Source organism: Kitasatospora acidiphila (genome assembly GCF_006636205.1).
Taxonomy (GTDB): Bacteria; Actinomycetota; Actinomycetes; order Streptomycetales; family Streptomycetaceae; genus Kitasatospora; species Kitasatospora acidiphila.
The window spans coordinates 1212691-1236131 of the sequence record NZ_VIGB01000003.1 but is presented as its reverse complement, the minus strand read 5'-3'; the positions used below and the strand labels follow the sequence as shown (position 1 = coordinate 1236131).

The window sequence follows — 23441 nt, the reverse complement described above, 5'->3', positions numbered from 1 at the left end:
GCGAGGTGGTGATCCTCGACCTGGACGGCACCCTGACGGATGAACACGGGAACGTGGAGCGAGCGTTCACGGCAGCCGGAGAGGTCGCCCACAAGCACGCTGGCATCGATGCCGGCCGCTTCGCCGAGGCTGCCCGAGCCACCGCTCAGCAGGCGTGGTGGGATGAGGCTTGGATCGATCCGCTGAGCGATGCGTTCGGGCTGTCCGCCTGGGACGGGCTGTCGGAGGACTTCACCGGCACGGTGCCCGCGCTCGACCAGCTGCGGTCCTGGCTGCCGGACCTTCGCCGACATGTCTGGTCCCTCGCCCTCCAGGAGTTCGGGATCAGCAACGCGCGGTTGACCGCTGCGGTAGGTGACACGTACATCCGCCACCGGCACGAGGACGTTCGACTGCTGCCCGGCGCGGCCGAGCTCGTGGAGCAGCTCGGGCGGGACCGGCGCCTGGTGATCCTGTCCAACGGCCCCGCAGACGGACAGCGCCGCAAGCTGGCGGTCTCCGGGCTCCAGGACCTGGTCCTGGACGCGGTGATCTCAACGGAGGTGGGGTTCGCCAAACCCGACCCGCGGGCCGTCGCGTTGGCTGTTCACCGTGCTGGCGGCAACACCGATGTGGCCATCGTGATCGGCGACACCTACGACCGCGACGTCCTGGGAGCGCTGGCCTGCCATGTGCCGGCTATCTGGATCTGCGGCCAGGAGGGGCAGACACGACCGGCGAACAGCTCGGTGACAGCTGTCGACTCCACGGGGGAGGTACTCGGGGCGTTACAGGCACTGGAGGAGTCGCCTGGCTGACTGTCTGGGCGCCTGAGCAGGCCAGTATCGCCGCACAGCCCGCGCGTGGGCCAACCGTCCTGTATTGACCTGGCTCTGATGATCCGTCAACTCGCGCTACCCTGTTTCGGGATATCGGCTCGAGTCGGCGGCCAGGACAAGTGTTCGCCCCGCACCGAGACGAGCACGCTGAACCCGCAAGGGCTCACCACTTCATCCCGCAACGAGGACTGGACCACATGGCTGACGAGCAAGGGGCCGCACCCCAGGAGACGTACGACCCCCACGCCGGAATCGAGAAGTGGCTTCGACTGTGGCGCGAGCAGCACCTGTTCGAGGCGGGCGACCTAACTCCCGCGAGCGCCAAGGATGAGCAGCGCACCCTCGTCGTCAGCATGTTCCCCTACCCCTCGGGTGACCTTCACATGGGCCATGCCGAGGTGTACAGCATCAGCGACACCATGGCGCGGTATGCCCGCCTGCGTGGTCAGCAGGTACTCAACCCGATCGCCTGGGACTCCTTCGGGCTGCCTGCCGAGAATGCCGCCCGCAAGCGCGGCCTCGACGCGAGGGTATGGACCTACGGCAACATCGAGATCCAGGCCGAGTCCTTCGAACGGCTCGGGATCTCCTTCGACTGGCGCACCCGGTTCCACACCTCCGACCCCGAGTACTACCGCTGGAACCAGTGGCTGTTCCTGCGCATGTTCGAACGCAACCTCGCCTACCGCAGGGCCGCACCCGTCAACTGGTGCCCGACCGACGAGACGGTCCTCGCCAACGAGCAGGTGATCCAGGGCAAGTGCGAGCGGTGCGGGACCGAGGTGATCAAGCGGAACCTCACCCAGTGGTTCTTCCGCACCACCGACTACGCCCAGCGGCTGCTGGACGACATGCAACAGCTTGAGGGCAACTGGCCCGACGAGATCCTGAGCATGCAGCGCAACTGGATCGGCCGCTCCACTGGTGCCTACATCGACTTCACGATCCAGGGCCGCACGGAGCCCGTACGGGTGTTCAGCACCCGGCCGGACACGATCTACGGCGCCACCTTCTTCGTCGTGGCCGCTGACTCCTCTCTCGCCGAGGAACTGTGTGCCCCGGAGCACGTCGACCAGTTGCAGGAGTACCGGGCCGGCCTGGTCGCCAAGCCGGAGCAGGAGCGCCTGGCCGTCGACCGGCCGATGACCGGTGTCTTCCTCGGCCGGCACGCCGTCAACCCGATGAACGGTGAACTCCTGCCGATCTACGCTTCGGACTACGTTCTGGCCGACTACGGCACCGGAGCGGTCATGGCCGTGCCTGCTCACGACCAGCGCGACCTGAATTTCGCCCGCACTTTCGACCTGCCAGTTCGCGTCGTGGTCGACACGGGCGAGGCGGATCCCGTACAGAGCGGCACGGCAACTGCAGGCGACGGCGTGCTGGTCAACTCCGGACCGCTGGACGGGCTTGCCAAGCAGGAGGCCATCGCTGCGGTCAACGCCGAGCTGGAAGAACGCGGCCTCGGAAAGGGAGCGGTCACCTATCGCCTTCGGGACTGGCTGCTGTCCCGCCAGCGGTTCTGGGGCACCCCTATCCCGATCATCCACTGCGAGTCCTGCGGTGCGGTTCCGGTCCCGGACGACGACCTGCCGGTGAGGCTGCCTGAGACGGGCTACACGCTCCGGCCGGAAGGCGGGAAGTCCCCGCTGGAGACCGCGACCGCCTGGGTACAGGTCAGCTGTCCGTCCTGCCACGCCGAGGCCCGCCGGGACACCGACACGATGGACACCTTCGTCGACTCCTCGTGGTACTTCCTGCGCTTCCCCAACCCGCACTACGAGGAAGGCCCGTTCGACCCGGCCGGCATGGCCGCGTGGCTTCCGGTCGATGAGTACGTCGGCGGCAAGGAGCACTCCACCGGCCATCTGATGTACGCCCGGTTCCTCACCAAGGTCCTCTACGACATGGAACTGGTGCCGTTCACCGAGCCGTTCAAGCGCCTGACCAACCAGGGCCAGGTGATCATGGATGGCAAGGCGATGAGCAAGAGCCTCGGCAATCTGGTCAACCTCCAGGAGCAGATCGCCGCATACGGCCCGGACGCCGTCCGGGTGACCATGCTGTTCGCCAGCCCGCCCGAGGACGACATCGACTGGGCCGACGTCTCGCCCGCTGGCTCGGTGAAGTGGCTCGCCCGCGTGTGGCGTCTGGCGCGCGACATCGGCGGCGCTGGCCCCGACCTGCACAACACGCCCTACGATGCGGAACTGCGGAAGACCATCCACCGGCTCATCGCCGAGACCACCCAGACGATGGAGGCCAAGCGCTTCAACGTCGCCATCGCTCGCATGATGCAGTTGACCAACGTGCTGCGCCAGGCCGTGGACAGCGGGCCCGGGCCGCGCGACAGCGCCGTGCAGGAAGGCGTGGAGGCGCTGGCCCGGATGCTGTCGTGCGTTGCGCCGTTCACCGCAGAGGAGTGCTGGAGCCGGCTCGGCCACGAGCCCTCGGTCCTCCGGGCCGGCTGGCCGGAAGCCGATCCGGCGCTGCTGATCGAGGACCAGGTGACCTGCGTGGTGCAGGTGGCCGGCAAGGTTCGAGACCGGCTGCAGGTCTCGCCCGAGATCAGCGAGGAGGAGCTAAGGAGGCTCGCGCTGGACTCGGTGAAGGTGCGCGAGGCCCTCAACGGGAATGAGGCCGCGAAGGTGATCGTACGGGCCCCCAAGCTCGTCAACATTGTCCCGGCAAGCAACTAGTAGGGCTTGGTCAGGTCTGTTGTCGTGTGGGTATGTCGCGGTGGCAGGTGGGGCAGGCGCCGGCCCAGGTCGCCAGGAGTGTCTGCAGCTGGCGGACGACCTGGTAGAGGCTCAGGCCGGCGCCGTGTCTTTTGGGGCGGTGTTCAGCCTGCGCAGGGTGCAGAACGCGTGGGCGAGGGAGACGAGGGTGACGTGGTGGTGCCAGCCGCCGAAGGTGCGGCCCTCGAAGTGGGCCAGGCCCAGGGCCTGCTTCATCTCCCGGTAGTCGTGCTCAATCCGCCAGCGGAGCTTGGCTGTTCGGACCAGCGTGGTCAGCGGGGTGTCGGCGGGCAGGTCGGAGAGCCAGAACTGGACCGGTTCGGCTTCCTTGGCGGGCCATTCGGCCAGCAGCCAGCACTCGGCCAGCTCCGCGCCTTCGGTGGCGTCGCGGACCTCGCGCCCGGCGGGGCGGATCCGCAGGGCCACGAACCGCGAGTACATCCGCTTGAAGCCGCTCCTTGCGCGGCCGGGGCGGGATCCCTCTCGCCACGACACCGGCTTGGCCGCCTTCGGTCCGGCGGCGATGGCCAGCTCCTTCACGCTGCGGGGCTTGTCCGGGTACTTCGCCACCGGCGGCCGGCCGGTGCCGTTGTAGGCGGGTGTGAACGGACGGGCTTCGCCGGGGTGCGCGGACAGGGTGGTGGAGATCCCCACCACGTAGTGCAGGCCTCGCTGTTGCAGGCCCAGGCGGAAGGCGGCGGCGTCGCCGTACCCGGCATCGGCGACGGCGAGCGGGACGTGGACGCCCCAGGACCGGGTCTCGTCGATCATGTCCAGCGCCAGCTGCCACTTCTCCACGTGGCCCAGGTCGGCGGGGATGCCGCACCGGGTGCGGCGGGCGACCTTGTCCGGATCCGCTTTCGCCGAGGCCGCATCCCAGCTCGCCGGGAGGAACAGCCGCCAGTCGACCGGCGCGGAGGCGTGGTCGCGGGCCAGGTGGAGCGACACGCCCACTTGGCAGTTGGTGACCTTGCCCGCTGTCCCGGTGTACTGGCGCGACACGCAGGCCGAGGCGTCCCCGTCCTTGAGGAACCCGGTGTCGTCGATGATCAGCGCGGTCGGTGCGATGGCATCCTGCATCCTCCACGCCAGCCGCGCACGGACATGCGCGGGGTCCCACGGGCTCGTCGTGACGAAGTGCGCCAGGGCCTGCCGGTTGCCGTCCTCACCGAGCCGCGCGGCCATCGGCTCCACCGACTTCCTCCGGCCGTCCAACAGCAGACCCCGCACATACGCCTGCCCCCAACGGCGCTGATCGGCACGGGTGAACGCACCGAACATCTCCGCCGCGAACGCCTCCAGGTCCTCCCGGACCTCGGCCATCTCCCCAGGTGTCACACCTCAACAACGCGCCACCCGGCACAAAGGACACGCCACCACCGAGCCGACCTGACCAAGCCCTACTAGCAACACAGGAATTGGTTGGCCCGCACCGTAGACCGGATAATCCGGGGAGTGTGCGGGCCAGCCAGATTCTTACTCGCCCACCTTGATCTCGGCGAGCCGACCGCGAAGATAATCAGCCACCCAATCTCGGTGAAATCACCCCGATTATCCTTGGCGCCGATATCGCGTGCTCTGAGCAAATCCGCCATAGCTTGCCCAGATGGACTCTCACGCCTCAGGAGGCCCCTGAATGGACGTCGTGCTGGCCCTGCAGGAGCTCGGGGTGACCGAAGCTCTGCTCGACACCGAGACAGCTCGAAAGCTTGATGAGGACGGCTACGCCAGCATTCCAGGAGTCATTCCCCGGGAGACAGTCAACTCGTTTCGGACGCGCCTGGCAGAGCTTCACACGCTGGAAGGCGAGTTGGCCGGCACGGAGGTCGGCACGGAGGAGGGCATCGACCGCCTCTCCGACCTGGTCAACAAGGGCACCGCCTTCGAAATCGGCTATACCCACCCGCTTGTCCTCGCCTTCGCCCACCATGTCCTCGGCGACTTCAAGTTGTCCTCACTCAGCAGTCGCTCTGTGCCGCCGGGCGAGGGACACCAGGAACTGCACCCCGACTGGGAGGGTCCCGCACCTGTCAACGGGGACTACCAGGTGTTCAACACGATATGGATGCTGGATGACTTCACCCCGCAGAACGGCGCAACGCGCGTGATCCCTGGATCGCACCTGCTGGGCCAGTCGCCCTCCGCGGTGATGGCCGACCTGACCGCGCCGCACCCGCAAGAGGAACTAATCCTGGGCACGGCAGGCACGCTGGTGGTCTTCAATGGGCACGTTTGGCATGGCGGCACGAAGAATCGCAGTACCCGCCCCCGTCGTGCGGTGAACGCCTACTTCACCCGCCGGACCAACCAGCAGCAGCTCGATCAGGCGGCGTTTGTCCGCCCGGAGACGTTGGCCCGCACCGGCCCTGCCGCACGCTTCATTCTCGATGTCTGAGCAACACGTCACCACCAAGGAGCACCGAGCCGAGGAGTCCGTCGCTCGTGGGATACACACGCGGCCGAGTCAGCCGCCACTGCCCTTTCTGTGGCACCCGTCATGCAGACGACGCCGGCTGGCCCCGTGACTGTGCTGCCTGCGGAGAGACGAGTTGGCATAACCCGCTACCTGTCGCGGTTGCGCTGCAGCCAGCCGTCGGCCCGGATGGCCAGCTCTCCCTCGTGGTGGTGCGCCGGAACGTTGAGCCTGGTCGGGGCAAGCTGGCCTTTCCCGGCGGCTACATCGAGGTCGGAGAGTCCTGGCAAGAAGCTGCTGTCAGAGAACTGCGAGAGGAAACCCACCTCGTCGCAGCGGCACGCGATGTTGAACTTTTCGATGTGCGAACTGCTGTAGGAACGATCGATATATTTGCACTTCTTCCCGCCTGTGACGCCAAGACAATGCCAGCCCCAATGCCGACTCCCGAGACCATCGAATGGTTTCTAGTGAGTGAGCCCGTGCCACTTGCCTTCCCGGCACACACAAAAGCAATGGAGGCATTCTTCGCGTCCCCAGCATCCCCATGACGCGCTCTCCGCGGTAGCGCATACACAGCAGCTGCGCCAGTGCGCAGCGGTACGTCATCGCTGTGGATCAGCCAGCGGGTGCGGTACCCCTGGAGCTTGGTCAGAATGGTGACCCATCCGTCAACAGCCGGGACGAAGAAGCGGTCCGGCCTGCCCGGCACTCAACGCGCTTCAGCGCCGGGCATCAGGCTTGGTGCGAGAGGGGTACCCAGGTGCGCACATTGGTGTACCTCATCGGCTGCGGCAGTCGGCCCACCACCGATCTGCCTCGCTTCGCCGGTCAACTGCGGTCAGCTGGCTGGGATCCGTTCATCGTGCCGACGCCCGTGGGCCGCCGGTTTCTGAACGCCTCGCAGGCCGAGGAGAAGTCGGGCAACACTGTGTATTGGGACTTCGATCCGGATGCCCCAAACGAATTGACTCAGTGCAAGGCACGTGCTGCTGTCATCGCCCCGGCCACCTTCAACACCATCAACAAGCTCGCCGCTGGCATTGCGGACACATTGGCTCTCGCCCTCGTCCACGACGTTCTCGGTGACGGTCTGCCGGTCATCGCCGTACCGTGGACTCAGGCCAGCTTGGCACGGCATCCGGCATACAAAAATGCCACAGCACGTCTTCGCGGCTGGGGAGTACGACTCCTGCCAGCCGATCAGTCGGAGCTGTTCCCCTGGGCTGCGGTGGGCACTCAGTTGGAGCAGGTTCGCGGCGCTGCGTAGGACGGCGAGTAGCGCGTCACCGTCAAGTGCGCGCTGTTGTCCGGTACTGTCAGCGGTCACGCTTTTCCCCGCGTCAGGTGGGCTGAGCGTCACCGAATTCTCCACCACTGTGGTCACGTTTCCCCGTGGGGACGGTGGCCGCGGTCTGCTGCGGAAGCTGAGCATGATCTGACCGCAGGTTCGCTGTTTTGGGTGGTTTGAGAACAGATATTCCATCCGCCTTGGTTCCTTCTGTTTCCCCAGGGGCATCCCGGTGCCGGGTTGAGGGGCCTGGCCATCTCGGAGCTGCAGTCTTCCTCGACCTACGGGCCGAGAGGTCGACGGACGCACTGGATGGCAAGGAGAACGTTCGCCGTGGTCGACATCATCGAGATCTACATTCACTGGTACGCGGGGAGGTCGAAGACGCAGGTAGCGGCGTCGCTGGGGGTGGATCGCAAGACGATCAGGAAGTACCTGGGGCCGGCGGAGGCGGCCGGGATCACCCCGGGCGGGCCACCGATGAGCGAGGCGGACTGGGCCAAGCTGATCAAGGGCTGGTTCCCGGAGCTGTCCAGTCGCCGGCTGAACCAAATCACCTGGCCGGAGATCGACCAGCATCGCGACTACATCAAGGACCTGCTGGAGACCACGACGGTCACCACGATCCATCAGCGTCTGCGGGACGAGCAGAAGTTGAAGGCGTCGCTGTCGTCGTTCCGCCGGTGGGTGCACGCCAACCTGCCGGACGAGGCGGCCAGGTCGCGGGTGACGGTCCTGCGCGACGACGTCGAACCGGGCTCGGAGGCCCAGATCGACTACGGTTTCTTGGGCCAGTGGGTCAACCCGAGCACCGGCAAGCGGCACCGGATCTGGGCGTTCGTGATGGTGCTGCCCTGCTCGCGGCACATGTTCGTCCGCCCGGTGGTGCACGTGGACCAGCATGCCTGGACCCAGGCCCACGTCGAGGCGTTTCGCTTCTTCGGCGGCGTCCCGCGACGGCTGGTACCGGACAACCTGCGAACCGGTGTCGACAAGTCGGACCTCTACGACCCGAAGATCAACAAGTCGTATGCCGAACTTGCCACCTACTACGGGACGTTGGTGGATCCGGCGAGAGCCCTGCATCCGAAGGACAAGCCGCGGGTCGAGCGACCGATGCCCTACGTCCGCGACTCATTCTGGAGCGGGCGCCAGTTCACCTCGATCGAGCACATGCAGGCCGAGGCCGTCACCTGGGCCAGAAACGTCGCCGGAGGCCGTCACTGCCGGCCACTGGAAGGAGCCGCCCCGATCGCGGTGTTCGAGGCGGTCGAGGCCCAGACCCTGCTGCCGCTGCCGGAGGTACCGTTCGTGCTGGCCCGCTGGTCAACCGCCACGGTCGGCCCGGATATCCACATCAAGGTCGGCCGCACCCTCTACTCGGTGCCCTGGAAGCTGATCGGCCGCCGGGTGGACGTCCGCTCGACCGCGACCATGGTCCAGGTCTTCCACGAGAGTGAGCTGGTCAAGACCCACGCCGCCCTTGAACAGGGCAAACGCACCGACAAGGGCGACTACCCGCCGGAGAAGATCGCCTTCCAGATGAAGACCCCGATCTGGTGCCGCAGCCAGTCATCCGAGGTCGGCGACGCCTGCCGGGAGGTGATCGACCAACTGCTTGAGGTCAACGCGCTCTACCGCCTCCGCGCCGCCCAGGGGATCCTCGGCCTGCGGAAGAAGTACAGCGACAGCCGTCTGGAGGCGGCCTGCCGCAAGGCGATCGCGGTCGGCGACCCGTCCTACCGGACCATCAAGGGCATCCTGATCGCCGGCACGGAGACCGATCCCGAGCCGGAGACCGGAGACGCCGGGGCTTCGGCCTTCCTCCACGGTCCGGAGGGTCTGTTCGCCGCCGCCATCCCCACCCAGACGCAGGACGAACTCCGCGATGACCGGGGTCGCGACGACGTTGAGGAGACCGTGCGATGAGCGTGATGGACACCGCCTTGCGCGAGTCGCTGAAGGCCCTTCGCCTCTCCGGCATGTTGGAGACCCTCGACGCCCGGCTGGCCCAGGCACATGGCGGCGAGCTCGGACACCTGGACTTCCTCCAGGTCCTCTGCCAGGACGAGATCACCCGCCGCGAGACCGTCGCCTTCCAACGGCGGCTGCAGAAGGCGAAGTTCGAGCAGCAGGTCACCCTGGAGGAGTTCGACTTCGCCGCCTCCCCGAAGCTGCCCGCGGCCCAGATCCGCGACCTGGCCGCCCTGCGATGGCTTCACGCCGGCGAGTCGGTCATCCTGTTCGGGCCGGTCGGGGTGGGCAAGACACACGTCGCCCAGGCCCTCGGGCACCTCGCCGTCCGGCTGGGTGCGAACGTCCGCTTCGCCAAGACCAGCCGCGTTCTGGCCGAGCTGGCCGGCGGCCACGCGGACCGCACCTGGGACAAGCGGATGCGCGAGCTGATCCGCCCCGACGTCCTGATCCTGGACGACTTCGCGATGCGCCAGCTGAGCGCGGCCCAGGCCGACGACCTTTACGAGCTGGTCAGCGAACGCCAGGGCCGGTCCCTGATCATCACCAGCAACCGGGCGCCCAGCGACTGGTATCCGCTCTTCCCCAACCCCGTCGTCGCCGAGTCACTGCTGGACCGACTGATCAACACCAGCCACCAGGTCATCATGAACGGCCCCAGCTACCGGCCCAACAAGCGCCCCAAGACCCCTGCGGCAGGAGCATCTGGCAGCCATCGGGAAAGTGCCTCGATCGCCCACTGAGCAGGCGTGGCATAGGGTCACGCCGTGACCTATCCGCCTCTTTCCCAGACTCTGAAGGACTTCCTCGCGACACTCCGGCGTGGTGAAGAACGCTCGGGGGTGGTCACCTCGATCGAACGCTTCGGCGTGTTCGTCGATCTTGATGGAGCCCCCGAGCCGTCGGTCGGTTTCATCCCACCGCCGGAGGTCTCGTGGAAGTGGATCTCTTCCTGCGACGAGGTCGTGACGGCCGGTCAACGGGTGACCGCGGCGGTCCTTGGCGTCGACACCCAGATGCGCGGCCAGGCGGTCCTCTCCTTGATCGCCCTGCAACCCAACCCCTGGCTGGCATGGGTCGACCGGATCGGCAGCGTCCTTCGAGGGCCCGTCACGAAGCAGGTCCCGTTCGGGATATTCGTAAGTGTTGATGACGGTATGGATGGCTTGATCCATAACTCCGAGCTGGCCCAGCTGGGTATCGAGCACAACATCCAGGTCGGAGACGAGCTCACCGTTCAGATCGCAGAAGTCGAACCAGCAATGCGCCGCATCCGACTCTCCCTCCCAGCCCGGGGCACAGCATGACGCCGCCCACCCACGTCAGCACCCGGGGAGTTCCATGACCACAGGCCCGGGGAATTACGCGATCGTCCACAGGTACTTCTGTCGTTCTGCCCCACACCGCCGATGCGGGCTGAGAGTATCTGAAGTCGGGTGATGTGGCCCATGCTGTGCGTCGTATCCGGGCAACTGCAGGGGCACTGTCTCAGCAGTCTGTGCGGCCAGGGAGTGGGAGGCAGGTTCATGGGTGGGACGCTGAGGGAGTGGGCGCGGCAGCTCGCGGATCAGGAGCTGGGGGCGTGTCTGCCGCGCAGGTGGGCGCACTCGCAAGGCGTCGCAGACCGGGCCGCGTTCCTCGCGCCGGCCCTCGGGCAGGACTTCGACCTCCTGGCCGCCGCTGCCGTGCTCCATGATGTCGGCTACGCGCCGCACCTGGCCGTGACCGGGTTCCATCCGTTGGACGGGGCGCGCTATCTGCGCGATGGCCACGGGGCGGACGAGCGGCTGACCCGCCTGGTCGCCAATCACTCGTTCGCGCTCTTGGAAGCCGAGGAACGAGGACTGCGGAAGACCCTGGAGGTGGAGTTCCCGCTTCTCGAGGATGAGCTGCTGGTGGACGCCCTGGTCTTCTGCGATATGACCACTACCCCGGACGGAGACGTGACGACTGCAGCGGAGCGTGTTGCGGAGATCGTCGGCCGGTACGGCGTCGACAGTCTCATTGGGCGGTTCATTCGGCGGGCCGAGCCCGAGATCTATGCCGCGGTGGCCCGGATGGAGGCCAGGCTCACCGCTGAGCCGGACGCTCATCCGAGGTAGGGGTACTTGCCGCTGAGGTAGTCGCCGATCTGTTGCCGCATGCTGGGGTGGATGTCGTAGTCGTCGAGGTCGCGCGGCTGCACCCAGCGCACGCCGTCGGCCTCCTCGTTGATTGTCGGCTCGCCGCCGATGGGGCGGCCGATGTAGGCGACCTCGAACTGCTGGCGGGCTTCGCCGTTACTGCTGTAGACGACGATGTGCGCCGGGTTGGAGTAGACCCCGAGCAGCCCGGTGATCTCAGCGACGATGCCCGTCTCCTCCAGGCACTCCCGCACCGCGCACTCCGCCGCTGACTCTCCGATGTCCTGCTTGCCACCTGGAAGTGCCCATTGGCCGGTGTCGCGCCGGCGCTGCAGGAGGATCGCGCCGTCCTCATCCTGAACGAGCAGGTTGCTTGCGGGGACGAGCGAGTTCGCCTGTGGGGCCGCCGGGTCGCCGTAGTATTCCGTCCTACGCATCTGAACCGGACTCCTCACGATCGATTGTCCAGGGCCGCGCCGTGTGCCAGACCGCCTCGAAACTCTGTGCATAGCCGTCGAACCAGTTGGCTTCTGTGCTCTGCTGAAGGTGCATCAACGGATTCGCGCTCGCCGGCTGACCCCAGAGGTGCGGGTTGACCAGCATGTCCCCGTCGTAGCGGAACAGCGAGTTGTAGAGCGTTGTGTCGTGCAGCCGGATTTCGCAGTTCGGGCTCGTGATCAACGCCCGGTAGTAGGTGAGGGAGGCCCGGATCTTCGCTGCGAGCGCATCCCCGATGCCTTCTTCGCGCCCCCGGAGCGCGACTGCTTGGCCGTCTGGGTCGCCGAAGCACAGCCGGACCCGGACGCCGGCTTCGGCGCGCTGAGCGAGCATCTTGGCAACGTGCGGATTCGACTGGGCGAAGAACGTCCCGGAGAACACGAGGACGTCGACCTGCTGGGCAGCCTCAAGCAGCAGCGAGATCCACATCTCTCTGGGCACGCTGGCCCGGTCTGGGTAGGCCGCGACGAACCCCGACCCACTCAACCCTGGCGCCCGGCCTCCCTTGGGCTGCGGATCCGGCCACAGGTACGTCTCGTCCATGTCGAGATGCTTGGCCACCATCCAGCGGTAGCGCACCCGCGGGGGGCGGCCACCGATCCAGCGCGCCACGGTCTTGGGGTCCACATCGCAGAGCGTGGCGAGGTCCTCGGGAGTTATGCCACGCTGGATGAGTGCGGAGCGCAGTCGCTCGTTCACAGCGAACATCCAATCCGACCGCGCCGGGACGCGCAAGGACGTCTTGGGACGAATTGGCCCGGGCAAGCACACGATCTCGTGCTTACGCTGGCAGGATGCGGCTCATCGTCCTGTGGGACATCGACCACACCCTCATCGACAACGGGGGTGTGAGCAAAGAGATCTATGCCAGCGCCTTCGCATCCATCGCAGGACACGCACCCGTGGCACCGGCGGTAACTGACGGCCGGACCGACCGCCTGATCATGCGTGACATGTTCCTCCGACACGACCTGGCAATGCCGGACTGGCCAGTCGTGAACGACGCGCTCGAAGCGGCCGGGAACCGGCTGACTGCCGAGCTGCGCCGCCGAGGGGGCGCTCTGCCAGGTGTGAGGGAGACGCTCAACGCGGTCCAGCGGCAGGGGCAGTTGATCAGTTCCGTACTGACGGGGAATATCGCCGCGAACGCCAGAACGAAGTTGTCCGCGTTCGACCTTGACGGCCTGGTGGACATGGGGGTCGGCGCCTACGGAGCCGACGACGAGGAGCGGCAGGCTCTCGTCGCGGTGGCTCGGCACCGCGTGGGCGAGGCATACGAACTCCCTGCTTCCACGCCCGTCGTGCTGGTCGGCGACACTCCCAGGGACGTGGAGGCCGCACTGGTGAATGACACGGGCATCATCGCCGTCTCCACCGGTGTGCACAGCGCCGGCCAGCTGCGAGATGCTGGCGCCCGCGTGGTCCTGCCGGACCTGACGGACACGGAATCGGTGATCGATCATCTCCATTTGATGGCAGCAGAGCGCCGCTGAGCTGCGAAGCAGTGGCCCGTGTGGCCTTGGTCGATCGGCGCGCGAGGGCGATCGATCGGCCATGGGGCGGCGATTCTGCGTTGCCCACCGCAGCGGACCGTTCTATCCTCTCGACAACGCGCTGACGGAGACGAGTAACCGCAGGGCACGCGAGCAGAGAGAGCTGCCGGTAGCTGGGAAGGCAGTCTCGCGTCCTGGGGCGAATCCCCTCCCGAGTGCGGGGAGGAACGGCCGTCCGCGGTCCAATGCCCCGCCGGTTAGCTCCCGTTACCGAGCTGTCGAGGCCGCCACCTCCGGGTGGCGGCGAAGGCGTGGTGGCACCGCGAGTTCCCTTCTCGCCCATGCCCCCAAGGGATCACGTCGGACTCCGACTGATCGATGGGACCCGAGATGCTGGACCTCACCCTGATCCGCGAGCACCCGCAGCGCGTCGAACGCGCGCTGGCGAAGCGGGCCGTTCACGTCAACCTCACCACCTTCCTCGCCCTGGACGAGAAGTACCGGCAAAACAAGACCCAGGCGGAAACGCTGCGCGCCGAGCGCAAGCGGATCTCACGCAAGATCGCGCAGCTCCCCCCGACGGGCCCGACCGCCGTCGCCAAGCGCGCCGAGGCAACCGAGCTCAGCGCCCGCCTCGCCGCCATCGAGGAGCAACTCGCCGGCCTTACCGCCGAGCGCCAAGCCTTCCTCGACCAGCTCCCCAACCTGCCCGACGAGGACGTACCGGCCGGCGGCAAGGCGCAGAACCAGGTCGTCCGCGAGCACGGCACCCAGCCGGACTTCGACTTCGAGCCGCGGGACCACGTCGACCTCGCCCGCCGCCTCGGGTTGATCGACTACGAGCGGGGCGTCAAGCTCGGCGGCACCGGCCACTGGGTGTACCGCGGCAACGGCGCGCTGCTCGAATGGGCGCTGCTCAACTTCTTCCTCGAGACCCACGTGCGCGACGGCTACGAGTTCATCCTGCCGCCACACCTGCTGACCTACCAGGCCGGCTACACCGCAGGCCAGTTCCCCAAGTTCGCCGAGGACGTCTTCGCGATCGAGCAGGGCCCGGCCGGACCGCAGCGCTTCCTGCTGCCGACCTCGGAGACCGCCCTGGTCAACCTGCACCGCGACGAGGTCCTGGCGGAGGCCGAGCTGCCCCGCAAGTACGTCGCCTACTCGCCCTGCTACCGGCGGGAGGCCGGCAGCTACCGCGCCACCGAGCGCGGGACCCTTCGCGGCCACCAGTTCAACAAGGTCGAGATGTTCCAGTTCGCCCACCCCGACGCCTCCGACCTCGCCCACGAGGAACTCTTGGCCAGGGCAGCCGAGTTGGTAGAGGCACTCGGCCTGCACCACCGGATCACCCGGCTGGCCGCCGAGGACACCAGCGCGGCGATGGCCAAGACCTTCGACGTCGAGGTCTGGCTGCCCAGCATCAGTGCCTACGTCGAGGTCAGCTCGGTGTCGAACGCCCGGGACTACCAGGCCCGGCGCGGCAACACTCGCTACCGCCCAGCAGCAGGAAAGCCCGCATACGTGCACACCCTCAACGCCTCCGGGCTGGCGACCAGCCGCCTGCTGCCGGCGATGCTGGAACAGCACCAGCGGCCTGACGGGACCGTCGCCGTGCCGAAGGTGCTGCAACGCTGGCTCGGCTGCGAGTTCTTGAAACCGTCAACGACTGAATGACCCTCGCAGCTGACCATCAATAGCCCGGCAACTCGGCGGTAGTGAGGTCGGCGAGGTCGATAGGTCCGCTGCATCACGGACCGCGGGACGGGGTGTCTCATGCCCCGTCCCGCGGGCAATTTCGTAGGCTCAGTTGCTTGCCAGTAGCCGGCCGGCGTCCTCGGCCGCGAGGATCATTGCCTGGTCGAGCCCCTCAGGGTTGCGGCCGCCGGCACTGGCGACCTGGCCAGCACCACCGCCTCCGCCTCCAACAGCCTTTGCGGCCCGGGCAAGGACGGCCCGAGCCTGGATCCCTTCGTCCAGCAACCCCTTGGAGACGGCCGCAACGAGCAAGCCCTTGCCCGCCTGTTCGGCGCCCAGCACGACAATGGCGGGTCCGCGGTGGACGCGGCGGGTCCCTTCGAGGGCGAGGTCGCGCAGCTCTTCAGCTCCGATCCCGGTGATCTTCTCGGCGACGATCCAGCCACGCCCTGTCTCACGGGCCTGCGCCGCGAGCCAGTTCGCCTGCGCGAGGAGTTCCTCCGCGCGGAGCCGGTAAAGCTCGACCTGCGCCGTGGTCAGCGCCTCCAGGCGCTTGCGCAGCGCGGAAGGGGCGTCCTTAGGCCGGGTGCCGAGCAAGGCGGAAAGCTCCTCGAGCAGGTGCCGCTCACCGTCGTAATAGCTGAGCGCGTCGCCCCCGGTCAGGGCTTCGATCCGGCGGAGGTTGGATCCGATGGACGTCTCACCGAGGACTCGCACCGGGCCAGCGTTGGAACCGTGTCCCACGTGGGTGCCGCCGCAGAGCTCGCGGGAGAAGTCACCGATGTCCACGATCCGCACGTGGTCACCATACTTCTCGCCGAACAGGGCCGTCGCGCCGGCTGCCTCGGCATCCGCGCGGGAAGCGTGCCAGACACGGACGTCCGGATCATCCAGCAGGTGGTCGTTGACCAAATGCTCGATCGCCCGGAGCTGGACCGGGTCGACCGCCGTGAAGTGCGCGAAGTCGAACCGCAAGCGGCCGGCGTCGACCAGCGAGCCGTGCTGGCGCGCATGCTCGCCGAGAGTGCGCCGCAGCATGGCGTGCAGGACGTGGGTGGCAGTGTGCGAGCGTGCGACCGCGTTCCGGCGGGCCTCGTCGACGAGGGCTTCGGTAAGTTCACCAGCGCGGATCTCGCCGTCACGCACCCGGGCGGTATGGACGTGGAATCCGTCCAGTCCAAGGCGTGTGTCGAGGATTTCCAGATCAGCGCCAGCGGTCCGGACGGCACCGGTGTCTCCAACCTGCCCTCCGGATTCGGCGTAGAACGGTGAGCGGTCCAGCACGATCTCGATGGTCATACCCTGCGAGGCCGCAGGGACGATCACGCCGTCGCTGACCAGACCCACGACGGTGGCCTCGGTCTGCAAACGGTCATAGCCGACGAAGTCAGTGCTGCCATGCCGGGCGGACAACTCCCGATAGGCATCCTGGCGGCGCAGAGCCTCGGCCGTCCTGGACTTGCCGCGGGCCTTCGCACGCTGCTGCTGTTCGGTGAGCAGGGCGACGAAACGGTCTTCATCGACCGTCAGACCCGCGTCGCGAGCAGCTTCGATGGTCAGCTCGACGGGGAAGCCGTAGGTGTCATGGAGTTCGAACGCGGTCTCACCCGCGATCGACGCGGAGCCGGCGCTGCGGGTGTGGGTGATCGCGGCATCCAGCAATCGACTGCCCTGGGTCAGGGTGCGTGTGAAGGACTTCTCCTCTGCCGTGACGACCCGCTCGACCAGGGAGGAGTGATCGGCGAGTTCGGGCCAGACCTCGCCGAGGTTGGTGATCACGCTGGCGGTGGTGGTGGACAGGACCGGGCCATCGATGCCGAGCAGGCACGCGTGACGGATCGCCCGGCGCATGAGGCGCCGCAGGACATAGCCACGGCCGTCCTTGGCGGGCAGAACACCATCGGCGATGAGAAAGGCGATGGAGCGTGAGTGCTCGGCGACGACCTGGAAGGAGACTTTCTCCTCGCCCCCGCCCGGGTATTCACGCCCGGCGAGTTCCTGGACGGTCTTCAGCGTCGGCAGCAGCAAGTCAGTGGTGCAGACGTTCTCGACGCCCTGAAGAATCGCAGCAAGCCGGTCCAAGCCCAGCCCAGTGTCGATGCTCTTCTGCGGGAGTTCACCCAGGATCGGGTAATCCTTCTTGGCCGGCCCCTCGCCGCGCTGGTTCTGCATGAAGACCAGGTTCCAGATCTCCATGTAGCGCTCGCTGTCAGCCGCGGGACCACCCTCACGGCCGAACGCCGGGCCGCGGTCGTAGTTGATCTCCGAGGACGGGCCGCACGGTCCGGGGACGCCCATAGACCAGTAGTTCTCCTCCATGCCGAGTCGCTGGATCCGGCTCGCGGGGACACCGATCTTGCGCCAGAGCTGCTCGGCCTCGTCGTCGTCCTCATAGACAGTGATCCACAGCCGGTCCTTCTCCAGGCCGTAGCCCTGAGTGCATAGCTCCCAGGCGTATGCGATCGCGTCGGCCTTGAAGTAGTCGCCGAAGGAGAAGTTGCCGAGCATCTCGAAGAACGTGGCGTGCCGGTTGGTGCGGCCAACGTTGGCGATGTCGCTGGTCCGCGCGCACTTCTGCACCGAGGTGGCGCGGGTGAACTCAGGGGTGACCTCGCCAAGGAAGTAGGGCTTGAACTGGTTCATGCCGGCATTGGCCAGCAGCAGCGTCGGGTCGGAGGGGATCAGTGGACTGGACGGTACCTGGCGGTGGCCGCGGGAGGTGAAGAAGTCCAGGAAGGTGGAGCGGATCTGCGTTGAGCGCATGACGGCATGGCCTCACGGAAGAGTCGTGGGAGGTGGGCAGAGCACATGTCGAGCCGGGCCGAGAACAGGGACTGAGAGGTTCTCAGTTCTCCAGCTCGACGCAGATAGCTCGCGCCCCCACGGTGAACACCATGACTCCAGATCCGTTGCTTGCAGGCCGTACATCAGGTCAGGATGAACGGTTCCTCCCAGTGTACCGAGGAGCATAGCGTGTAACGCGAAGATCGCTCTGGGTTATTCACGGGGGTCCGTCGCGGCCCAGCATGCGGCATCCATGCCGCGGCGCTACGTCACAACAGCGAGGCGGATCATGACAGCGCTGGCAGAGCGATGACCACGCCGGGCTGCTGCACCGTCGGCACTGCGGGCTTCGAAGGGCTGCACCGACTCGAATCGGATGGACGCTGCCAACGATCTTCCAACCGTGATCCCTGAGGCTCATATCCAGTTGCCTCAAGCGGACTCCGGGGACTGTACTCGTCGCCAAGGCTGTCCCAACTCATCTTGGGTTGGCCACCGTTCACGAGTACGCCTGTGCCGGCCTACCTGACGTGCCGTCGGTGGAGTCGCTTGCCCGGGTTGGCTGAGGAAGGAAGCAGCGTGTCCGATGAAAGCGAATTGATCCACCAGTACCTGGTCGAGGCGGCAGAGGCTCCTTCGGATGGGTGGGTCATCGATCTCGGCTGCGGGAGGGGGCCGACTCTGGCGGCCTTCGCGCGTACGTACCCCGGAATGCGCTTGACCGGGATTGACCGCTCAGTTGAGAGCGTCGAGGCGGCCCGGGAGATGTTGGCCGACTACTCCGGACGGCTGGAGGTTCTTGCTGCAGATCTGCGGGTTCCGGCTCCCCTGCCAGATGGCTGCGCCGACGCGGTGGTCTCGTACAACCTCCTCGAGTGCCTTCCGGACGCGGACCCGTTCTTCGCCGAGATCTGGCGGCTACTGAAGCCGCGCGGGAAGGCCGTAGTGGCGCACGTCGACTTCGACTCCATCGTGATCGAAGGAGCAGACCGCCAGCTGGACCGGCAGATCTGTCATGCGTTCACCGACGACCAGCAGACCTGGATGGATCACGCTGACGGGCGGATCGGCAGGAAGCTCCCGGGACTGGTCAAGGCATCACCGCTGGCGTTGACGAAGGTTCGTACATGGGTCACCTCCTCGACCGAGATGAGCGGCCAAGCCGCCCGCCGGATCGACAACATCCGGCAGGCATTGACCAACTCGGCGCGGCGAGGGACGGGTCTCGTGGCCCTTGAGGAGGTCGATGCCTGGTACGCCGCCGTACAGGAGTCGGCCAGTCTCGGACGGTTCTTCTTTGCTGAGACAGCAGTGGTCGTCAGCGCTAGCCGACCGGCGTAGTGAGACAGAGTGACTCCGACCTGGACCTGGTGCACATCCTGACGCTCCAGCGCTTCTCGCGTAGGCATACCAGCTGGCTCGACTCTTCCGGCGCTCCGATCTCGCCTGCCGCGCGGTCTACTCGCGCCGCAACGCCGATCCGCGCTTCGCGTTCTGCGACCTGGTGCCGCGCGGGCTCGAGTGCGCTGAGTAGAACCTCCGCGCTACGGTCGCTCGTGGCCTGCCGGAGCTGAACCAGCCCTGGCAGGCACGAGCAGGGGTTCGCCCGAGCGATACGACGTCGACGCAACGTCACTGCCCGGTTGCTAAGCTGACGGAACGTCTGCTCCTTCAACGGACTTCGCTTCGCGTAGAAAGGCATACCTGGTGGGACGTTTGCTGCCAACAACCCCGTATCGCGGCACGAGGGACTTCCTCCCCTCGGAGATGTCCGTTCGGCAGCAGGTCTTCCATCAGCTCTACGAAGCGATCGAGCGTTACGGCTTCGTCCGCTATGACGGCCCCATCCTGGAGTCGGCGGAGATCTACGAGGCGAAGTCCGGCCAGGAGATCGCCAATCAGCAGCTCTATTCCCAGTGGAATCGGCGTCTTGGACTACGTCTCCGAGGAGGCGCGCAGCAGGTCCATGCTGGCGCAGATCCTTGCGGGAGACTCCCGCGACCTGGTCACCTTCGACCCTTTCATCGTGCGTGGCCTGCAGTACTACACGGGCACCGTGTTCGAGGTCTTCGACCAGCATCCGCAGAACAGCCGCTCGCTCTTCGGCGGCGGCCGGTACGAGGACCTGGCCGGGCTCTTCACGACCCAGAGGATTCCGGGTATTGGATTCGGCATGGGTGACGTCACCCTCCATGACTTCATGGAGGGACACGGACTACTGCCAGAGCCCCGCGCTGAGGTTGACGTCGTGGTGATCCCTGTCGGCGCGGACTTGCTGTCCGACTGTCGAGCCGTCGCCCGCACCTTGCGGCTAGCCGGCATCCGCACGTCTACGCCACTGGAGCCTCGAAAGCTGAGCAAGGAGCTCGTGCACGCCGACCAGGTCGGTGCCCGGGTCGCGGTCGTCGTCGCTCCGAGTGAGTGGGAACGCGGACTCGTAGCTGTTCGGAACCTGGCTACCCGCGAGCAGATCGAGGTGACTCTCAGCGAGGTTGTTGGACAGGTGACCAAGCTTCTCGAACGCACGCGCCACGCGGGGATAGGGCGGCAAACGACTGCAATCGGCGGATTGCTAGCCCAAGCTGACAATCTCAGGGGCATATCTTCGGGTTACCCCTGTGAGGTTCAACCAGGGAGCCGCTCAATGACATGTCAGCACTGATGTCCCCCTGGTCTGGCAACTTGCCTACTACCATGACGACATGATCGCTCCGGTCTATCCGCCCAAGCCTAAGCCCGGCGACTCTGTCGCAGTCGTATCACCTTCGCGCGGCCTGCCCGGTGACGTACCACTACCCTACGAATTGGGGCTGCGAAGGCTCCAGGAAGACTTCGGTCTCAGGACTGTCGAGTACCCCACCACCCGCACAATGGGAGCGAGCGCGCAGGCTCGTGCGTCCGACATCAACGCGGCCTTCGCTGACCCTCAGATCAAGGCAGTCATCGCCAGCGTAGGCGGCTCCGACCAGATCACCGTGCTACGCCACCTCGATCGGGACCTAATTCGCGCCAACCCGAAGCCGTTCTTCGGCTACAGCGACAACACCAATCTGGTGCTGTTCCTGTGCAGCCTGGGCATTGTCAGCTTTCACGGCGGCATGGTCATGACTCAGTACGGCCGACCCGGCAAGCTGCACCCGATGACAGCAGAATCCCTGCGGGCGGCGCTCTTTACCTCCGGCGAGTTTGAACTTCGGCAGCCACTCATGTTCGGCGAGGTCCTTGGTTCCTGGCAGGATCCGCAGACCTTCGATGTCGAGCCGTACATGGAACCTGCGAACGGCTGGAACTGGCACAACGCGAATCGAGTAGTGGAAGGCGCCGGCTGGGGAGGTGACCTGGAGATCGTGTCCTGGCAACTGATGGCGGGCCTGGCTATGCAACCGGTCGAGGCGTACTCCGGTGGGGTGCTGTTTCTGGAAACCGGAGATTCGATGCCAAGTGCTGAGCAAGCGTATGTGATCATGCGCAACATGGGAGAGCGCGGTCTGCTCGAGCAGTTTTCGGCCTTGCTGATGGGCCGTCCGAAGACGTGGTCCCGCTATCGCACGCTGGATGCTGAGCAGAAGACACAGTTCCGCCAAGGACAGCGCGAGGCCGTCCTACGCGCCCTGGCAGAGTACGCACCTCGGGCTGTCGCTGTATTTGACGTCGACCTTGGCCACACAGACCCACAGCTAGTAATCCCCTGCGGCGGTACCATCCGCGTCGATGGGCCAGAGCGTAGGGTCTTCGTGACGTACTGAGGACCGGCCAGATTCGGCGCTGCCACCCGCCTGCTTCAGTTAGCCAACTCGGGACGCCGGTGCCCGCGTGGCCCTGCCAGACCTGGCCTGTCGGCGAACGGTGAAAGCTGACCGTTGCCTTCCATCAGATATTCCATCGGCGCCGCTCAGCGAGCCAGCGGAGGGCGACTTCGCCGCACCACGTCTGGTGCTGGCGCAGCGAGGGGCTGCCGGCCGGTGCGGGAAGAGCACCATTGAAGAGGAACAGTCCGCACAGGGCGGCAAGGGCAGCGTCCAGTTGCTCGGGGGACACGCCTCGGGCAGGCGAGTAAGCGGAGAACAGTGCAGTCGCGTCGTAGCCATCGGCGTATGCCGTTGCCAGCAGGAGCGAGCTGTCGAACCAACTTGCCCCGAGGCATGGCCAGTTCCAGTCGCAAATCCATACCTGGCCAATAGGATCAAGCAGGAGGTTGTCGCGCCGAAGGTCGTGGTGGAGAACCGAACTGCCAGCCGTCGCCTCGATCCAGGTGCTCTCCAACTCCGCCAGGGCAGCGATCAAGCACCGCGGGAACCAGTCCGGGAGCTCATCGACCGCGGCCGTTCCCGCGTCGGCCTGGCGCCAGTACTCGAACGAGACTTCATCCGCAAGAGGGTGCAACCCCTGGTCGAGCAGTTGACGGCTTGGCTCAGCCAGTAGCTCCGCCGTCCGGGAACAGGCCACGAGGACAGCGTCGAGTTCGTTCTGCTGCCATGGGTCGACGGGCATGCGCGCCCCATTGACGGCGTCGATACCGAGAGCGACCCAGCCATCCGGGCTCTCGTTCACCCAGCGCACCCGGGGAGCTGGCACCCCATCAGGCAGCGCCGCATTGATCCTGCTCTCCCGGCGGTAGTTATCAGCCAAACCCGGGTATATCGTGCCGTCGACGGCCTTTACGAACTGGGCACCGCTCTGCCCCTGAACGACGGCCGCAAACCCCGGCGTAAAGCCACTGCCCGCAACCAGACCAGGGACCACTGCGCCACCCAGCCGCTGCTCGATGGTGGCCCTTACGGTCGGTGGAAGCTGCGCCCAGCATGGGCGAACTGCCGTAGAGGTGTAAGACGGCCTGGGTGTTACGGTGCTCGGCATGGGCTCATGCTGTCGTCGCAGTTTGTCGGCCGCCACTGAAATACCGCGCGAGCACGTGCCGGCTGGCCACCAGCCGGGTGCCCCCGGCGATCCTGGAGCAGCATCAGCAGCCCGACGGCAGCGTTACCGTCCCCGAGGTACTGTGCCCATGGCTCAAAAACTGATCAACTGGCAGCAGCAGAGTGGTCCTGACCACGCCGAACGACTCTATCAAGGTGAGCTTCAGATCGCCGCCGCACTGAACGCTCAGCCGAGGAAGGGATACTTGCCGCTGAGGTAGTCACCGATCTGCTGCCGCATGCTCGGGTGGATGTCGTAGTCGTCGAGGTTCCGCGGCTGCACCCAGCGCACGCCGTCGGCCTCCTCGTTGACTGTCGGCTCACCGCCGATGGGGCGGCCGATGTAGGCGACCTCGAACTGCTGGCGGGCTTCGCCGTTACTGCTGTAGACGACGATGTGCGCCGGGTTGGAGTAGACCCCGAGCAGCCCGGTGATCTCAGCGACAATGCCCGTCTCCTCCAGGCACTCCTGCACCGCGCACTCCGCCGCGGACTCCCCGATGTCCTGCTTGCCACCTGGAAGTGCCCATTGGCCGGTGTCGCGCCGGCGCTGCAGGAGGATCGCGCCGTCCTCATCCTGAACGAGCAGGTTGCTTGCAGGGACGAGCGAGTTCGCCTGTGGGGCCGCCGGGTCGCCGTAGTATTCCGTCCTACGCATCTGAACCGGACTCCTCGTGATCGTTTGTCCAGGGCCG

The 23441-nt window shown here is 66.4% G+C and carries 20 protein-coding genes; 14 read left to right on the top strand and 6 right to left on the bottom strand.

The features are described 5' to 3' along the window. Window positions 1-5: 5 nt before the first annotated feature. Together E6W39_RS06355 and leuS are read left to right on the top strand one after the other, a co-directional pair. A complete protein-coding gene (locus E6W39_RS06355) occupies window positions 6-797 on the top strand; it encodes an HAD family hydrolase (protein WP_181799132.1) in 792 nt (263 codons plus the stop codon). Between the two features lie 218 nt (window positions 798-1015). Further along, window positions 1016-3517, top strand: a complete 2502-nt coding sequence (gene leuS, locus E6W39_RS06350; RefSeq protein WP_141632685.1) for a leucine--tRNA ligase — start codon at window positions 1016-1018, stop codon at window positions 3515-3517. Window positions 3518-3628: 111 nt separating this feature from the next. On the opposite strand, the gene E6W39_RS06345 is transcribed toward leuS, so the two are convergent. Then, window positions 3629-4879, bottom strand: coding sequence for an IS701 family transposase (locus E6W39_RS06345; protein ID WP_181799131.1), 1251 nt, complete (start codon window positions 4877-4879; stop codon window positions 3629-3631). A 313-nt stretch (window positions 4880-5192) separates the two neighbouring features. Here E6W39_RS06345 and E6W39_RS06340 point away from each other — a divergent pair, with 313 nt between their 5' ends. The 7 genes from E6W39_RS06340 to E6W39_RS06310 all read left to right on the top strand — a co-directional run bounded on the left by E6W39_RS06340 (window position 5193) and on the right by E6W39_RS06310 (window position 11336). Beyond that, window positions 5193-5951 (top strand): phytanoyl-CoA dioxygenase family protein, encoded by a 759-nt coding sequence (locus E6W39_RS06340; RefSeq protein WP_141632683.1) that lies wholly within the window; start codon window positions 5193-5195, stop codon window positions 5949-5951. Between the two features lie 47 nt (window positions 5952-5998). Further along, window positions 5999-6520 (top strand): NUDIX domain-containing protein, encoded by a 522-nt coding sequence (locus E6W39_RS06335; protein ID WP_141632682.1) that lies wholly within the window; start codon window positions 5999-6001, stop codon window positions 6518-6520. Window positions 6521-6744: 224 nt separating this feature from the next. After that, complete coding sequence (locus E6W39_RS06330) at window positions 6745-7239, top strand: flavoprotein (RefSeq protein WP_228717997.1); 495 nt, start codon at window positions 6745-6747, stop codon at window positions 7237-7239. A gap of 354 nt (window positions 7240-7593) precedes the next feature. After that, window positions 7594-9189: an IS21 family transposase gene (gene istA / locus E6W39_RS06325; protein WP_141632680.1), complete on the top strand. Its 1596-nt coding sequence runs from the start codon at window positions 7594-7596 to the stop codon at window positions 9187-9189. After that, the gene (gene istB, locus E6W39_RS06320) at window positions 9186-9977 is read left to right on the top strand and encodes an IS21-like element helper ATPase IstB (protein ID WP_141632679.1); all 792 of its coding nucleotides are present in this window, start codon (window positions 9186-9188) and stop codon (window positions 9975-9977) included. The genes istA and istB overlap by 4 nt, the downstream gene beginning before the upstream one ends. A gap of 24 nt (window positions 9978-10001) precedes the next feature. After that, on the top strand, window positions 10002-10541 hold the full coding sequence (locus E6W39_RS06315) for a S1 RNA-binding domain-containing protein (protein WP_141632678.1): 540 nt from the start codon (window positions 10002-10004) through the stop codon (window positions 10539-10541). A 219-nt stretch (window positions 10542-10760) separates the two neighbouring features. After that, window positions 10761-11336, top strand: a complete 576-nt coding sequence (locus E6W39_RS06310) for an HD domain-containing protein (protein WP_141632677.1) — start codon at window positions 10761-10763, stop codon at window positions 11334-11336. Here the strand turns inward: E6W39_RS06310 and E6W39_RS06305 are convergent. Together E6W39_RS06305 and E6W39_RS06300 are read right to left on the bottom strand one after the other, a co-directional pair. Then, window positions 11324-11794 (bottom strand): NUDIX hydrolase, encoded by a 471-nt coding sequence (locus E6W39_RS06305; RefSeq protein WP_141632676.1) that lies wholly within the window; start codon window positions 11792-11794, stop codon window positions 11324-11326. The genes E6W39_RS06310 and E6W39_RS06305 overlap by 13 nt on opposite strands. Further along, window positions 11787-12554, bottom strand: a complete 768-nt coding sequence (locus tag E6W39_RS06300; protein ID WP_181799130.1) for a DUF5919 domain-containing protein — start codon at window positions 12552-12554, stop codon at window positions 11787-11789. Before E6W39_RS06300 ends, E6W39_RS06305 begins: the two co-directional genes overlap by 8 nt. Window positions 12555-12649: 95 nt before the next feature. Here E6W39_RS06300 and E6W39_RS06295 point away from each other — a divergent pair, with 95 nt between their 5' ends. Together E6W39_RS06295 and serS are read left to right on the top strand one after the other, a co-directional pair. Next, window positions 12650-13348, top strand: coding sequence for an HAD family hydrolase (locus tag E6W39_RS06295; protein WP_141632674.1), 699 nt, complete (start codon window positions 12650-12652; stop codon window positions 13346-13348). 378 nt (window positions 13349-13726) lie between these two features. Further along, window positions 13727-15025, top strand: coding sequence for a serine--tRNA ligase (gene serS / locus E6W39_RS06290; protein ID WP_228717996.1), 1299 nt, complete (start codon window positions 13727-13729; stop codon window positions 15023-15025). Window positions 15026-15154: 129 nt separating this feature from the next. Here serS and alaS read toward each other — a convergent pair whose 3' ends face one another. Continuing rightward, window positions 15155-17809, bottom strand: a complete 2655-nt coding sequence (alaS, locus tag E6W39_RS06285; protein WP_141632673.1) for an alanine--tRNA ligase — start codon at window positions 17807-17809, stop codon at window positions 15155-15157. A 600-nt stretch (window positions 17810-18409) separates the two neighbouring features. On the opposite strand from alaS, the gene E6W39_RS06280 reads away from it, so the two are divergent. From E6W39_RS06280 to E6W39_RS06270, 3 genes are all read left to right on the top strand, one after another. Then, window positions 18410-19171 (top strand): methyltransferase domain-containing protein, encoded by a 762-nt coding sequence (locus E6W39_RS06280; protein WP_181799129.1) that lies wholly within the window; start codon window positions 18410-18412, stop codon window positions 19169-19171. 589 nt (window positions 19172-19760) lie between these two features. After that, complete coding sequence (locus tag E6W39_RS06275) at window positions 19761-20492, top strand: His/Gly/Thr/Pro-type tRNA ligase C-terminal domain-containing protein (RefSeq protein WP_228717995.1); 732 nt, start codon at window positions 19761-19763, stop codon at window positions 20490-20492. A gap of 40 nt (window positions 20493-20532) precedes the next feature. Then, window positions 20533-21576, top strand: a complete 1044-nt coding sequence (locus E6W39_RS06270) for a S66 peptidase family protein (RefSeq protein ID WP_141632671.1) — start codon at window positions 20533-20535, stop codon at window positions 21574-21576. A 124-nt stretch (window positions 21577-21700) separates the two neighbouring features. Here the strand turns inward: E6W39_RS06270 and E6W39_RS06265 are convergent, their stop codons facing one another. Together E6W39_RS06265 and E6W39_RS06255 are read right to left on the bottom strand one after the other, a co-directional pair. Continuing rightward, window positions 21701-22687 (bottom strand): phosphotransferase family protein, encoded by a 987-nt coding sequence (locus E6W39_RS06265; protein WP_323808990.1) that lies wholly within the window; start codon window positions 22685-22687, stop codon window positions 21701-21703. A 246-nt stretch (window positions 22688-22933) separates the two neighbouring features. Further along, window positions 22934-23404, bottom strand: coding sequence for an NUDIX hydrolase (locus tag E6W39_RS06255; RefSeq protein ID WP_141632668.1), 471 nt, complete (start codon window positions 23402-23404; stop codon window positions 22934-22936). Between the last annotated feature and the right edge of the window lie 37 nt (window positions 23405-23441).

Excerpts from the sequence above, each read along its gene's own strand:
- E6W39_RS06265 (WP_323808990.1), bottom strand. The coding sequence starts at position 22,687 with ATGCCGAGCACCGTAACACCCAGGCCGTCTTACACCTCTACGGCAGTT.
- E6W39_RS06340 (WP_141632683.1), top strand. The coding sequence starts at position 5,193 with ATGGACGTCGTGCTGGCCCTGCAGGAGCTCGGGGTGACCGAAGCTCTG.
- E6W39_RS06295 (WP_141632674.1), top strand. The coding sequence starts at position 12,650 with ATGCGGCTCATCGTCCTGTGGGACATCGACCACACCCTCATCGACAAC.
- E6W39_RS06305 (WP_141632676.1), bottom strand. The coding sequence starts at position 11,794 with ATGCGTAGGACGGAATACTACGGCGACCCGGCGGCCCCACAGGCGAAC.
- serS (WP_228717996.1), top strand. The coding sequence starts at position 13,727 with ATGGGACCCGAGATGCTGGACCTCACCCTGATCCGCGAGCACCCGCAG.
- E6W39_RS06270 (WP_141632671.1), top strand. The coding sequence starts at position 20,533 with ATGATCGCTCCGGTCTATCCGCCCAAGCCTAAGCCCGGCGACTCTGTC.
- E6W39_RS06255 (WP_141632668.1), bottom strand. The coding sequence starts at position 23,404 with ATGCGTAGGACGGAATACTACGGCGACCCGGCGGCCCCACAGGCGAAC.
- E6W39_RS06345 (WP_181799131.1), bottom strand. The coding sequence starts at position 4,879 with ATGGCCGAGGTCCGGGAGGACCTGGAGGCGTTCGCGGCGGAGATGTTC.
- istB (WP_141632679.1), top strand. The coding sequence starts at position 9,186 with ATGAGCGTGATGGACACCGCCTTGCGCGAGTCGCTGAAGGCCCTTCGC.
- alaS (WP_141632673.1), bottom strand. The coding sequence starts at position 17,809 with ATGCGCTCAACGCAGATCCGCTCCACCTTCCTGGACTTCTTCACCTCC.
- leuS (WP_141632685.1), top strand. The coding sequence starts at position 1,016 with ATGGCTGACGAGCAAGGGGCCGCACCCCAGGAGACGTACGACCCCCAC.
- E6W39_RS06310 (WP_141632677.1), top strand. The coding sequence starts at position 10,761 with ATGGGTGGGACGCTGAGGGAGTGGGCGCGGCAGCTCGCGGATCAGGAG.